At 52.0% G+C, this 12,371-nt stretch carries 15 protein-coding genes; all 15 read left to right on the forward strand.

The features are described 5' to 3' along the window. The first annotated feature begins 6 nt into the window (after positions 1-6). Entirely contained in the window at positions 7-447 is a 441-nt protein-coding gene (gene fliJ, locus DACE_RS08425; RefSeq protein WP_006000276.1) for a flagellar export protein FliJ, read from the forward strand. After that, positions 444-947, forward strand: a complete 504-nt coding sequence (locus DACE_RS08430; protein ID WP_006000278.1) for a MotE family protein — start codon at positions 444-446, stop codon at positions 945-947. The genes fliJ and DACE_RS08430 overlap by 4 nt, the downstream gene beginning before the upstream one ends. A 164-nt stretch (positions 948-1,111) precedes the next feature. Next, positions 1,112-2,713, forward strand: a complete 1,602-nt coding sequence (locus DACE_RS08435) for a flagellar hook-length control protein FliK (RefSeq protein WP_006000280.1) — start codon at positions 1,112-1,114, stop codon at positions 2,711-2,713. A 14-nt stretch (positions 2,714-2,727) separates the two neighbouring features. Then, on the forward strand, positions 2,728-3,396 hold the full coding sequence (locus tag DACE_RS08440) for a flagellar hook assembly protein FlgD (protein ID WP_006000283.1): 669 nt from the start codon (positions 2,728-2,730) through the stop codon (positions 3,394-3,396). Between the two features lie 98 nt (positions 3,397-3,494). Further along, on the forward strand, positions 3,495-5,141 hold the full coding sequence (locus DACE_RS08445; RefSeq protein ID WP_006000286.1) for a flagellar hook protein FlgE: 1,647 nt from the start codon (positions 3,495-3,497) through the stop codon (positions 5,139-5,141). 351 nt (positions 5,142-5,492) lie between these two features. Next, on the forward strand, positions 5,493-6,260 hold the full coding sequence (locus DACE_RS08450; protein ID WP_006000287.1) for a motility protein A: 768 nt from the start codon (positions 5,493-5,495) through the stop codon (positions 6,258-6,260). Positions 6,261-6,323: 63 nt separating this feature from the next. Then, a complete protein-coding gene (locus DACE_RS08455) occupies positions 6,324-7,064 on the forward strand; it encodes an OmpA/MotB family protein (RefSeq protein ID WP_006000290.1) in 741 nt (246 codons plus the stop codon). Between the two features lie 177 nt (positions 7,065-7,241). Then, positions 7,242-7,652, forward strand: coding sequence for a flagellar basal body-associated FliL family protein (locus DACE_RS08460; RefSeq protein WP_006000292.1), 411 nt, complete (start codon positions 7,242-7,244; stop codon positions 7,650-7,652). 9 nt (positions 7,653-7,661) lie between these two features. After that, positions 7,662-8,651: a flagellar motor switch protein FliM gene (gene fliM / locus DACE_RS08465; RefSeq protein ID WP_006000294.1), complete on the forward strand. Its 990-nt coding sequence runs from the start codon at positions 7,662-7,664 to the stop codon at positions 8,649-8,651. A gap of 4 nt (positions 8,652-8,655) precedes the next feature. Further along, on the forward strand, positions 8,656-8,979 hold the full coding sequence (gene fliN / locus DACE_RS08470; RefSeq protein WP_006000296.1) for a flagellar motor switch protein FliN: 324 nt from the start codon (positions 8,656-8,658) through the stop codon (positions 8,977-8,979). Then, entirely contained in the window at positions 8,979-9,374 is a 396-nt protein-coding gene (fliO, locus tag DACE_RS17230) for a flagellar biosynthetic protein FliO (RefSeq protein WP_006000299.1), read from the forward strand. The genes fliN and fliO overlap by 1 nt, the downstream gene beginning before the upstream one ends. Further along, positions 9,371-10,111 carry a flagellar type III secretion system pore protein FliP gene (fliP, locus tag DACE_RS08480; RefSeq protein WP_006000301.1) on the forward strand — a complete coding sequence of 247 codons (741 nt, stop codon included), beginning with the start codon at positions 9,371-9,373 and terminating at the stop codon, positions 10,109-10,111. The genes fliO and fliP overlap by 4 nt, the downstream gene beginning before the upstream one ends. Before the next feature lie 46 nt (positions 10,112-10,157). Further along, entirely contained in the window at positions 10,158-10,427 is a 270-nt protein-coding gene (gene fliQ / locus DACE_RS08485) for a flagellar biosynthesis protein FliQ (RefSeq protein WP_006000302.1), read from the forward strand. Between the two features lie 6 nt (positions 10,428-10,433). Further along, positions 10,434-11,216 (forward strand): flagellar biosynthetic protein FliR, encoded by a 783-nt coding sequence (fliR, locus tag DACE_RS08490; protein WP_006000304.1) that lies wholly within the window; start codon positions 10,434-10,436, stop codon positions 11,214-11,216. A 41-nt stretch (positions 11,217-11,257) separates the two neighbouring features. Beyond that, complete coding sequence (gene flhB / locus DACE_RS08495) at positions 11,258-12,319, forward strand: flagellar biosynthesis protein FlhB (RefSeq protein WP_006000306.1); 1,062 nt, start codon at positions 11,258-11,260, stop codon at positions 12,317-12,319. Positions 12,320-12,371 lie beyond the last annotated feature (52 nt).

The raw sequence follows: 12,371 nt of genomic DNA on the forward strand, positions 1-12,371 counted from the left end.
GATGACATGAAACCCTTCAAGCTTCAGGTTGTCCTGGAACATCGTCAGCGCCTCGTTGATCAGGCCCGACAACACCTGGCAAAAGCGCTTCAAGAGGAAAAGAAGTTAGTCGAGGCCGTGACAGCGTGCCGTCAACAACTTGATCAGGTTGTACAGGACTATGAACAACGTCAGCAGCAGGGCATGTTGGCTCATGAATTTATGCTCTACGAAAACCAGCTTAATCACCAGCGCGAGCGCTTGGAAAGGCTGGAGGAGCAAGTGGTCATGGCCCGACAGCATACGCTGTCGTGTCGCAAAGGCCTTGAAGAGGCGGGGCGTGAAAAAAAATTGCTCGAAAAGGTCAAGGAAAAGCAACAACAAGCCGAAATGAAAGAACAGCAACGTCGTGAGATGGCGGAGATTGATGAAATCGCCATCCTGTTTCGAGATGAGGATGAGTCATGAAAAAAAGTTTTTTCGTTGTGCTGGTGCTGCTGGTGCTGGTTTCCGGTGTTCGATTCAGTTCTGCGGTCGAAGATTTTCAGGATCTGGACACTGAAATCGGTTCTGTGGAAGAGCGTCGTCTGATTGTCCAGCTCAATGAACAGCGCAAGCGGAACGAAGAGCAACTCAAGGAAATTGAACAAAAAAAAATAGAACTAAACCTGTTGCGTAGCGAAGTCGATAAGAAACTCGACGATTTGAATGTCCTTCGTCGCCAGGTTGAGCAACTTCTGGCTGAAAAAGATGCTCGTGAGTTGGCAAAGATTGCCGAACTCAGCCAAATGTACAACAAGATGGATTCGGCACAGGCCGCGCGGATTATCCAGGAGCTTGATCGGGAATTGGCCATTGGCATTCTCGGCGGCATGAAGGCAAAAAGTGCCGGAAAAGTCCTGGCAAATATCGGCGGTGAAAGAGCAGCCCGGTTAAGCGCTGCCTATGCCACGCTAAAAGAAGATTGATTGGCTGACATCAGCCTGAGGCACCCAGGGACGGGTCGCCAAAATCAAGGTGCATGATGCTTTCCCTTGATTTTGACAGCAGGATGACAACGTGATCCTGCACTGTTAAATGCAGCTCCGGATGAGCCGTGTTTGACGCCCAGATAACTTTCAGGAGGAGTTGAATGCAAACTCTACCGATTGCGACCCAGGCGGTGGCCTCAAAGTCGACCTCGACGCGAACCGGTAACTCCGGTTCCGACACCCGTGACTTTCTGCCCACCCTGAACAAAGCTGAAGCAAAAAACGCCACTCGCACAGAGCCGGGTGGGTCCCGCCGTTCTGCGCCGGAAACCGCTTCACGACAAGAAATCAAATCACAACGCCGTGGCCAAGACCAAGAAACGCGTCAGGCTGAGCAAGATCAGGATGTCGATACTCCGGTTTCACAAGATGCTGCTTCTGAGGTTGATGTGCCGCAGGAGACAGCCCAAGCTGCAAATGAGCAGGAAACAGGGTCAGAAGAGCGTGCGGATAAAGATGTCGTTGATGGCACCCTGAATGCGATTGTCGCCACTTCTGATCCTGAGGCGTTGCCCGCCGAAGAGATCGTGGCTGCAGAGGGCGATCAGGAGGAAGGCGTTGTTGCCGGAACAGACGTGGCTGCAGAGACCTTGGGCGACGAACTTGCTGACGAACTGGTGGGACCGCGTGTTCATGAGGAACGCCAGCAGCAGACTGCGGGGTTGAACCGTGCGGCTGAGGCTAAAGCGGCTCAGACGGCGCAAGGAGTGTCAGATCCAGGAGTTGCAGACGGCGAGCCTCTCGATGAGGCCCAGCTGGCTCAAAAAATCAAAGAGCAGTTGGTTCAACCGGCCTCCATCAAGGCCGAATCCGTCCAGGTTGCAGCTCAAACCATGGATCAGCTGAAAAATTCCAACCAGGTTCAGGTAGAAGTGGTTGACGGTGTTGCCGGACTCAATCCTGAGGGTGAAGAGGATTCCGGTAAAATTACCGATCCCCGCTTTGCCAGCCTGCTTAACCGGCAAGATGTCGAGACGGTGCTTCGCCAGCGCCAAACTCCGGCTCAGGTCGCGGCCAATTCAAGCGGCCTGTCCGCGAACGGCGCTGAAAAAGTCGCTGAGACCATGCTCAATGCAACAACGGGTAATAAAGAGGCCACTGTGGATATGGCGCCTGCCAAGGCGAATGCCGCCGTGGACGCGTTGTTGCAGCGTGCTGCCGGTGACACGACCCCACAGGCAGATTCTCATCAGGCGGTGGTGCATACTGCGCACCAACAAGCGCCTTCAGCAACCTCGTCCACCTTTGCTCCAGGGCAGCGCCCGGCAGTGAATGTGCCGGACAGTCATATTGTGAATCAGACCGTTGAGCACTTGTCGATTCATGCTCGCGGTGAAAGCAGCAGCGTTACGGTGAGACTGCACCCTGAAGAACTCGGTGAGCTGCAGTTGCGCATGGTTATGGAAGGCGATCAGCTTAAAGTACATCTCCATGCCCAAAGTCAGCAGGTTCAGGATGTTCTTGAACGCAACTTTCCGCGGCTTCGCGACGCTCTGCAGGACCAGGGGATGACCGTTGAAGACTTTCAGGTCAGTGTCGATTCTGGGGATGCCCAGCAGCAACAATCGTTCAGTCAGCAAGGCCACAACCGTGGTCAGGGCTCCGTTGCCGTCACCATGGATGCGGATATGATGGCTCAGGTTGCCGAAGTCGTGCCCGGAGCGGCCATCGACTCCAGCTCGGGAATTAGTGTGCGGATCTGATCCGCAGGAGGTGAATGATGGCAGAAGTTGGTAGTACAAATGCAGCATCATCCAATGCCCAGCTCAGCTCGGCATTGTCGTCAGGGGCCAATGCCCTGGGCAAACAAGACTTTTTGACCCTGATGGTGGAGCAACTGAAAAATCAGGACCCGATGAATCCGTCGGATGCTACAGAGTTTACTGCTCAGTTGGCTCAGTTCAGCTCTCTGGAGCAGTTGTTCAACGTTAATGATAATCTCGAAAGTATGGGCAATACCTCCGCTGAGGTGCAGCGCCTGTCTGCTCTGGCTCTGATTGGTACCGATGTTGTGACTGCTTCGTCAGAATTTGAGTTTTCCGGAGGCGCAGTTCAGTTTGGTTACGATCTGGACGGGCCCGCATCGGAGGGTAGCCTCTATATTCGTAATGCTGCCGGCGACACCGTGGCAACCTATGAGCTGACTGAGACGGGCAGCGGCCGCCATTTTCTGGCTTGGGATGGTACCGACAATAACGGCAAGGCTTTGCCGGATGGGACCTATACTCTCGGTGTCTCAGCCTTTAATGGCGATGATGCCGTGGCTGCAACGTCGATGATCCGCAGCCGGGTTGTTGGGGTGGATCTGGTCGATGGTGCAGATGTGCTGGTCACTGATTCCGGAAATTTCAGTCTGGCGGAAGTTGAAAGTGTCCGCGGTTTTTAAACGAATTTAAGTCTTGATAACAACATAATAACCGGGCCGGTCCTCGTGTAGGGGGCCCGAGACAAGCCACCGTCTGTGGCGAGTCAAGGGAGGAAAATATGGGAATCCAGAGTTCTTTGTTCAGTGGTGTCAGTGGTCTTAATGCAAACGGTAATGCTCTTACCGTGTTGGGCAACAATATTGCCAACAGCAACACCATCGGTTTTAAATCCAGTCGGACCATTTTTTCTGATCTGCTCTCTGCAGAGATCGCTGGTTCCGGTGGAGCTTCGCAGGTCGGGCGTGGTGCCGGTCTGTCCACGGTAGACAATATCTTCAGTCAGGGTACCTTTGAGACGACTGAGTCAAATACTGACCTTGCTATTGAAGGTCCCGGATTTTTTATGGTGAGTGACCCCGGTGAGGCCAGTATTTATTATACTCGGGCGGGTGCCTTTAATTTTGACGAAACCGGGACTCTCGTCAATCCTGAAGGTTATGCGGTTCAGGGCTATTATTTGAATGATGCCGGCGAGACCGTTGGCGATTTGACGGATCTGACCATCGAAACGCGCTCATTTTCTCCGGCGAATCCGACCACGAAGATCTCTCTGGCCACAAACCTTAACGCCAATGACCCTTATTTGGGAACTCAGGGTGATGCGGTTTCACCTTTTGATGTGAACGATCCTGCCGATACCAGTAACTATGCTTCATCTGTTCGAATTTTTGATTCTCTGGGGCGTGAGCATCTGGTGACAACCTATTTCAATAAGCTCGACCCGGAAAACAATCCTGATGGCGTTATGCAATGGGAGTCTCATACCGTCGTCAGTGAGTCGGAAGTTGAAAGTCCCGCTAAGATCGCTGCGGATGACGCCGCTCTTGAATTGGCCAAGGCCACGGAAGTAACAGCTCTTGCCGATCTCACGGCCGCTCAGACTGCACTTGATGCCGATCCCACAAACGCGGCTTTGATTGCGGCCCGAGATGCGGCTCAAACGGCTTATGATGCGGCTAATGCGGCATTGCAAACCGCTGAAATTGACGCGGCGGACTGGGTTGAGGTTGGCCGGAGCATCCTGTCTTTTGACACTGGCGGTCGTCTGGTTAATGTGCTGGATGTCTCCGATACGATCAGCGATGGGCCGTTGCCTGACAGCGAACGTGTTTATGATCCTGATGGTAACCTGTACGTCACCAGTAACACCACAGATCCTGATGGAAATTACTACCCTTTGACGACCGATGTTGATCTCAAAGTGCCGCAGCCGACCGCGTCAACTGTTAGCGGTGCGTTGAGCTGGATCAATGAGGCTGAAGACACCCAGGCCGTAGATATTATCTTTGACGCCACCCAGTACTCCAGTGAGTCCGATGTTATTTCCCAGACACAGGACGGTTATGCGACTGGAACCCTGGTCAGTCTGACGGTTGATAATGACGGCAACATCCTGGGTAACTATTCCAACGGTGAGCCGCGCAAGCTGGCGCGGATTGCTCTGGCAAAGTTCTCCAATCCGGTCGGACTGGCCAAGGCCGGCAATAATCTTTATGAAGCGACGGACGATTCCGGAACGGCCATCGTCGGTACAGTCGGTTCAGGTGTCGGTAAAATTTTTACCAACTCGCTTGAGATGTCCAATGTCGACTTGGCGCAGGAATTTGTTAAAATGATTACCACTCAGCGTGGTTTTCAGGCCAATTCCAAAATTATTACGACGACGGACGAGTTGCTCGGTGAGTTGATTAACTTGAAGCGGTAATCTTCCGGTTCTCGTCGTATCGTTTGATGTGAAAAAGCCGAAAAACACGCACTGTGTTCTTTCGGCTTTTTCTGTTGGAGCTGCCAGAGCAGGAGGGGAAAGGATTGACGAGCCTGAGGCAGGCCGTCTGGCGCGTCGACGAGTCACGATTTATAACCGTGTCGGTGTAAAAAGTTGCAGACAGCTCTTTGTGGGAACTTCCTGTATTGTCAAGAATAAAAAGGAACTTATCTATTTCATATCCTTTCATAACGGTGTAAAATGATCGTTTAATAAGCAAGAGAGTCGAAGATTGGACAGGGACGTCCCACTTGCCATTAAAGTGTAGACCACACGAGGGTTGAACGTTTTATGGATATTTCAACAATTATAGGTGCTGTGGCCGCTTTCGGCCTGATGATTGCGGCGATGATGAACGGCGGTTCCATTCTGCTGTTTGTCGATCCGGCGTCAATTATGATCGTTGCCGGGGGAACCCTTGGATCAACTCTGATCCATTATCCGTTTAAAGAAGTCTTTCGAGCCGTTTCCGTGGCAAAGAAGACCTTGTTTCATAAAGACCAGGCTCCGGGAGAAATTATCTCCCAGCTGATTGAATATGCCGGGAAAGCACGTAAAGAGGGGATTCTCTCTCTGCAGTCGGTGATGTCCCAAGTTGAGGACCCGTTCTTTCTCAAAGGGTTGCAGATGGCGGTTGACGGTCAGGAGCCGGAAGCTTTGCGCGACATGATGGAGCGCGAGCTGGAATATGTCCAGGAACGCCACGAAACCGGCGCGGATATTTTTACCACCATGGCTGCCTATGCCCCGGCCATGGGGATGATCGGTACACTGATCGGTCTGGTGCAGATGCTGCAGACCATGGATGATCCCTCCTCCATTGGGCCGGCTATGGCTGTCGCCTTGCTGACCACGTTCTATGGTGCGGTAGCCGCCAATGTTATTTTTACTCCGATGTCGGGAAAATTGAAGCATCGCTCATCGTCTGAGATGTTATGCAAAACGCTGATTTCAGAGGGCATGAACTCCATTCTTGCCGGTGAAAACCCTCGAGTGATGGAGCAGCGCCTGCACGCATTTGTGGCACCGAATCTGCGCGAGAGTAATTTTAAGAAATAAGTTTTTGGCACAAATAAAGCTGTACCACTTAGTGGGAGCGAATGCCGTAAACGGAGACTTCTGTTGGCCAAGAAACCAAAAAAACAATCAGGTGGTGCCCCGGAATGGATGGTCACCTACAGCGATATGGTCACCTTACTGCTGACTTTTTTCGTTCTGTTATTGTCTATGGCCAATATGGATCAGATCAAATTCAGTCAGGCTGCCGGTTCGCTTAAGGGGGCGTTTGGTGTTTTTGGCGGTAAAGACCGCAAAGAAATCTCGCCACCATCGCTGGTCGAAATCGCACCGGTCCATGATGATCTGGTCCAACGACTCTATACCCGGATCATGACCCAGATGAATCGCTTGCGCATGGATCCGTCGATCAAGGTGGTCAAAGATCGTGGCGCGGTCATTCTGCAGATCAATGATTCCATTTTGTTTGCACCGGGATCATCGACCTTGAAACCGGCGGCATTCCCGGTTCTTGCCAAGGTTGCTGAGCTGATTCGACCGCTGCCGTTGTCGGCACGCATTGAAGGGCATACCGACGATATCCCGTTTGGCCGTGCGGATATGAGTAATTGGGATCTGTCCGTGGCCCGTTCCGTTTCGGTGTTGAAGTATTTTCAGAAAAACGATTTGCTGCCGCTTAATCGCATGTCCGCTGTCGGTTATGGTGCGGAGAAGCCTCTGGTGCCCAACGACTCGCCGGAAAACCGGGCGAAAAACCGGCGGGTTGAGTTTGTGCTGGAGAGTTTGGGGGACTATCGTGAAGAATTGCCCTACCTGATTGATGCCAATGAACAGTTGCCCTTTTAACTGCAAACAGCTCTGTTGCGACAAAAGCGAGACACGTTTTGAGAATGAAGCACCCTGTTAAGACCGACACCTTCGAGCACCAAAGAAAGGCAAAATAGATTATGGCTGATGAAGAGAAGCAGGAAAAAGGCGGTAAAAGCAAGATGATGTTATTCGTCGGCATCGGCGTCGTGGTTTTTGCTGATTGCTGTGGGGATTGCCGCTTATCTGCTTGGCTCACGTTCTGCGCAGCAGGCTCCGGCCGGTGAATCCGCCGAGGTGGAAGATACTTCAAAGGCTGAAGGCGTTGGCCCGATGGTGGATATTACCGATTTCATCATCAATATTCTGGATAAAAACGAGACCCGTTACCTCAAGGCAGCCATTACCCTGGAGCTGGAAAACGAAGAAACGGTTGTCGAGGTCAATGAGCGCATGCCGCAGATTCGTGATTCCATCCTGCTGTTGATCGGTAACAAAACCTTTGCGGAACTCAATGATTTGCAGGGGAAACTGCAATTACGGGCGGAGATTATCGTTCGCCTGAATAAATTGTTGAAAAAAGGGAAAGTCAAAGGGATCTATTTCACTGAATTTGTTGTCCAATAGGGGGCGTGCTTGGAGCGGATTCTCTCCAAAGATGAAATTGCCGAGCTGTTATCGGCGGTTAAGGACGGGACGCTTGATGCGGAGCTGGAGAGCAGTGACGAGGATTATTCTCCGGAACCGCGCGCCGTTTCCAGTTTCAGCCTGGTGCAGAGCAAGGGCCAGGCGACCATGCGTCTGGCCAACTTCGATATTTTGCTGGATGGTTTTGCCCGCAATCTATCCTTTTCTCTGTCCAATCGCCTGCAGCGTGCCGTCAGTGTTCTCAGGGAGAGTATCTCCTCGATGGAGTATGAGACCCTGATCCATGAATGCAGTAATCATGAGCTTTACGGCATTCTCAGCCTTGATCCGTTGAAGAAAAACGGTCTTCTGATTTTTGATTCCAGTATTTCGTTTGCCCAGGTTGAAATTATGCTTGGCGGTGTTGCCGAGCATTCCGGCGATTTGCCGCAACGGGGTATGACGACGATCGAGACCAACATTCTCAAAGAGGTTATTCGCGAAAGTTGTCTGGAACTTAATAAGGCATTTTCTCCCATTGAAGGCCTTGAATCTGATCTCGTGCGGGTGGAGAGCAATCCGCGTCTGGTCACGATTGTCCCGGCTGACACTGAAATGATGGTGGCGGCATTTCGGGTCAAGATTAACGAGATCAGCGGCCTGTTGCGGCTGGTGATCCCCTATTCCTCCCTTGATCCAATTCGCGAGAAACTCAAGAGTGAATTGGGTGCCAGTGGTCCGGGAGGGCAGTGGCGCAGTCATCTGGCACATGAGGTTGAGGACATGGACGTTGCCGTGTCTGCTCAGTTGGCGCAAATCACCCTGAATGTGCGCGAAATTCTTGATTTACGTGTTGGTGATATTCTGCAACTTGACTGTTCCGTGGATCAGCCTGTGTCGGTGATGGTTGAAGGGAAAGGGAAGTTTTCCGGCTTGGCGGGACTTCGTGATGGTAAGAAAGCAGTACGCGTTTTAGAACGTTTACATAGGAGGAGATAATCTGATGGAAGAAACCGAAGCGACACCTGCTCCGGCTCCGGACGCGGCAGAGAGTCACGACGAAGATTTGAAAAACCTGGAACTGTTGCTGGATATCCCTCTGGATGTGTCGGTCGAAGTTGGGCGGACTAAAATTCTGGTCCGCGAATTGCTGCAGATGGATGAGGGCTATGTCATTGAGCTGGGTAAAAATGCCAATGAACCCCTTGATGTGTATGTTAATTCTCGCCTTATTGCCCGCGGCGAAGTGGTGCTGGTCGATGATAAGCTGGGACTGCGGCTGACCGATGTGATCAGTCCGGCTGAGCGGATCGAAAAACTGGCTTGATGATTGTGAGAGCGTTTGTTGCCACGTTACTGACTGTTGCCTGGGCTGTCCCCGTCTGGGCTGCTACCGGCCAGGATCTGGAACTTGTACCGATGGGACTTAAGGTCTTGGCTTCACTGGCAATTGTTTTGGGGTTGGTCCTGTTTCTATACGCGGTTCTGAAGCGGGGCAACTTGGTTCCCGGAGCCAAAGGCGGCGAGATCAAGGTGGTTGAGATTCGTCATCTGGCCCCGAAGAAAACGCTCTACCTGGTTACGGTCAAAGACCGTACCCTGTTGATTGGAACGACGACAGAGCATATGGAAACACTGGCACAATGGCCATCGCAACCCGCTGAAGATTTCGCTGAAGTGCTCGCCGAAACAGAACAGGATAAGGCCGGAGAAGACGTATGAAGATGCTGCGTCTGCTGTTTGCCCTCGGCCTGATTCTTTTGCCAGCCACCGGCTGGGCAATTGACCTGCCGACCATCACCCTCGGTGTGGAAAATGCCGCGACGCCCAACGAAGTGTCGATGGCGGTGCAGATTCTTTTGGTTCTGACCATTCTGTCGGTGGCACCGGCGATTTTGCTGATGACCACGGCGTTTGTCCGCGTGGTCGTGGTACTGTCGTTTATCCGTCAGGCCATGGGCACCCAGCAGATGCCTCCCAATCAGGTCATTGTTGGCTTGTCGCTGTTTTTGACCTTTTTTATCATGGCTCCGGTCTATAGCGTGGTCAATGAACGGGCCGTGCAGCCCTATCTGTCCGGGGAGATTGATCAGGCCCAGGCGTTGACGGAGGCCGTCAATCCGGTGCGTGATTTTATGTATTCACAGACACGCGAAAAAGATCTGGCCCTACTGGTGGATATTGCCGGCAACGATCGACCGGACACCATCGATGATGTGCCGACGACAACTCTGATTCCGGCATTTATGCTGTCGGAGCTCAATCGGGCCTTTCAGATCGGTTTTATGGTTTATGTGCCGTTTCTGGTCATCGATATGGTGGTTGCTTCGGTGTTGATGTCCATGGGCATGATGATGTTGCCGCCGCCGATCATTTCGTTGCCGTTCAAGCTGTTGCTGTTTGTTCTTGTTGACGGCTGGGGGCTGGTTGTTGGCTCGTTGGTCAAAAGTTTTTCCTGATTGGTCGTACCCGGCTGTGAGTTGTCTTTGAGCAAAGGAGGTCGACATGACACCTGAATTCGTCATTGATTTGGGCCGCAATGCGGTAAAAACCGTGTTGTTGATTTCGTCTCCGATGCTGTTGTCCGGTTTGATCATCGGTCTGCTGGTAAGTATTTTTCAGGCCGCCACCCAGATCAATGAACAGACCATGACCTTTATTCCGAAAATTGTCGCCGTCCTGGTGTCGTTGATTCTGTTTGCGCCGTGGATTATCCGGCTGATGTTATCCTTTACCGAAAACGTTTTTAACGGCATCACTTTGCTCGGGGGATAGAACGCAGTGGAGCTGCTGTTATTCCCCGTTGATAAATTGCAGCTGGCGTTGATCTGCCTGGCGCGTGTTGCGGCGATTCTTGGCAGTATGCCGGTTTTTGGCAGCGGTCAGGTGCCGGCGCGGGCCAAGGTCATTCTGGCTCTGTTCATGACGTTTCTGATCTTTCCCGGTGTCGAACCCCTGCTGCCCTCGTACTCCTTTGAACCGCTGCCGTTGATGCTGCTGATCGCCAATGAAGCGTTGCTGGGTATTATGATGGGTTTTATTGCCCGACTGATTTTTACCGCAGTCGAATTTGGCGGCACCATTGTCGGCTATCAGATGGGGTTTGCAGCCGCCAATGTCTATGACCCGCAAAACCAGCGTCAGGTCTCACTGATCTCGCAGTTTCAGAATGTTTTTGCCATCCTGGTGTTTCTGGCTCTGGATGTGCATCATCTGTTCATCGAAGCCATGGTCGATTCCTATCGCCAGTTGCCGCCCGGTTTGCTTGATTTCTCTTCCGAGGCGGTGCCGTTTATTATGGAGTTGACCGGGCACATGTTTGTCCTGGCTATCCGCTTCAGCGCCCCGATCCTTGCTGTGCTGTTGTTGTCAGGGCTGGTGCTGGGCATTCTGGCGCGGGTGTTTCCGCAGCTGAATGTCTTTTTGTTGTCGTTCCCCATCAATATCGGCATGGCGTTTATTATTATCGGTCTGACCATGAACATGGTCGTGGCTATGCTGAACCGGGAGTTCTTTGCGCTTCCGGAAACATTCGCTCAATTGTTGTATTACCTGAAGAATTAAAGCAAAGGATGGTCGTATGATCATCGATTGCAGGAGCTTGGATGGCTGAGGAGTCTGGACAGGAACGGACTGAAGAAGCCACCAGTAAGCGGCGAGAGGATTTTCGCAAAAAAGGTCAGGTGGCCCAGAGTAAAGAGGTCAACACGGCCGCATTGCTGAGCCTGTCTCTGCTGCTGTGGTACTTCTACGGCGGATCATTCTGGAGTCAGTTGTCGTGGCTGGTGTCCCATTTTTGGGAGCAGTCCGGCTCACTGGCCGTAACGCCTCAGTCCGTCGTGCAGATTCTGCTGTTTGTCCTGCAGAAAACCGCCGTGTTGTTGTCTCCGTTGTTTCTCATGGTGCTGGTGGTCGGCTTTTTTGCCAGCTTTCTCCAGATTGGCTGGCTGTTTACCGGCAAGCCGTTGATGCCGGATCTCACCAAGCTCGACCCCATCAAAGGGGCGGGTCGGTTTGTCTCCAAGCGCTCCCTTGTCGAATTGGTTAAATCCCTGGCCAAGGTTGCCCTGGTCGGTTATGTCGCCTACAAGACCGTGTACAGTGAATTTGACAATGCGCTGTATCTGGTCGATATGGATGTCATTGAAACGCTCTATTATGTCGGACGCGTGGCCATGGCTGTTCTGATGAAAAGCTGCGGCATCATGATTCTTCTCGCCCTGCTGGATTTTATGTTTGTGCGCTGGGAGATGGAAGAGAAGATGAAAATGACCAAACAGGAACAGAAAGAGGAGTTCAAGGAGAGCGAAGGGGATCCGCACCTTAAGGCCAAAGTTCGTTCTATCCAACAGCAGATGGCTCGACGACGTATGATGGCTGAAGTCCCCAAAGCCGATGTGGTTATCACCAACCCGACCCACCTTTCCGTTGCGATAAAATATGAGCAGGGTGAAATGGATGCTCCGGTGATTATTGCCAAAGGTGCGGATAATCTCGCCATGAAAATTCGTGAGATCGCACGGGAAAATTCTGTTCCGCTTGTAGAAAATGTCGATGTGGCACGAGCTTTGTATAAAGTTGAAGTTGGGGAAGTTGTTCCCGAGCAAATGTTCCAGGCCGTGGCCGAAATTTTAGCTTATGTCTACAGCCTCAAACGCAAATCGTGACAGATTCGTCGGGGTAAAAATACCCCATCATTTTGGCGGCCAGTCTTAGGCT

This window comes from Desulfuromonas acetoxidans DSM 684 (assembly GCF_000167355.1).
GTDB lineage: Bacteria > Desulfobacterota > Desulfuromonadia > Desulfuromonadales > Desulfuromonadaceae > Desulfuromonas > Desulfuromonas acetoxidans.

Excerpts from the sequence above, each read along its gene's own strand:
- fliJ (WP_006000276.1), top strand. The coding sequence starts at position 7 with ATGAAACCCTTCAAGCTTCAGGTTGTCCTGGAACATCGTCAGCGCCTC.
- DACE_RS08430 (WP_006000278.1), top strand. The coding sequence starts at position 444 with ATGAAAAAAAGTTTTTTCGTTGTGCTGGTGCTGCTGGTGCTGGTTTCC.
- DACE_RS08435 (WP_006000280.1), top strand. The coding sequence starts at position 1,112 with ATGCAAACTCTACCGATTGCGACCCAGGCGGTGGCCTCAAAGTCGACC.
- DACE_RS08440 (WP_006000283.1), top strand. The coding sequence starts at position 2,728 with ATGATGGCAGAAGTTGGTAGTACAAATGCAGCATCATCCAATGCCCAG.
- DACE_RS08445 (WP_006000286.1), top strand. The coding sequence starts at position 3,495 with ATGGGAATCCAGAGTTCTTTGTTCAGTGGTGTCAGTGGTCTTAATGCA.
- DACE_RS08450 (WP_006000287.1), top strand. The coding sequence starts at position 5,493 with ATGGATATTTCAACAATTATAGGTGCTGTGGCCGCTTTCGGCCTGATG.
- fliN (WP_006000296.1), top strand. The coding sequence starts at position 8,656 with ATGGAAGAAACCGAAGCGACACCTGCTCCGGCTCCGGACGCGGCAGAG.
- fliO (WP_006000299.1), top strand. The coding sequence starts at position 8,979 with ATGATTGTGAGAGCGTTTGTTGCCACGTTACTGACTGTTGCCTGGGCT.
- fliP (WP_006000301.1), top strand. The coding sequence starts at position 9,371 with ATGAAGATGCTGCGTCTGCTGTTTGCCCTCGGCCTGATTCTTTTGCCA.
- fliQ (WP_006000302.1), top strand. The coding sequence starts at position 10,158 with ATGACACCTGAATTCGTCATTGATTTGGGCCGCAATGCGGTAAAAACC.
- flhB (WP_006000306.1), top strand. The coding sequence starts at position 11,258 with ATGGCTGAGGAGTCTGGACAGGAACGGACTGAAGAAGCCACCAGTAAG.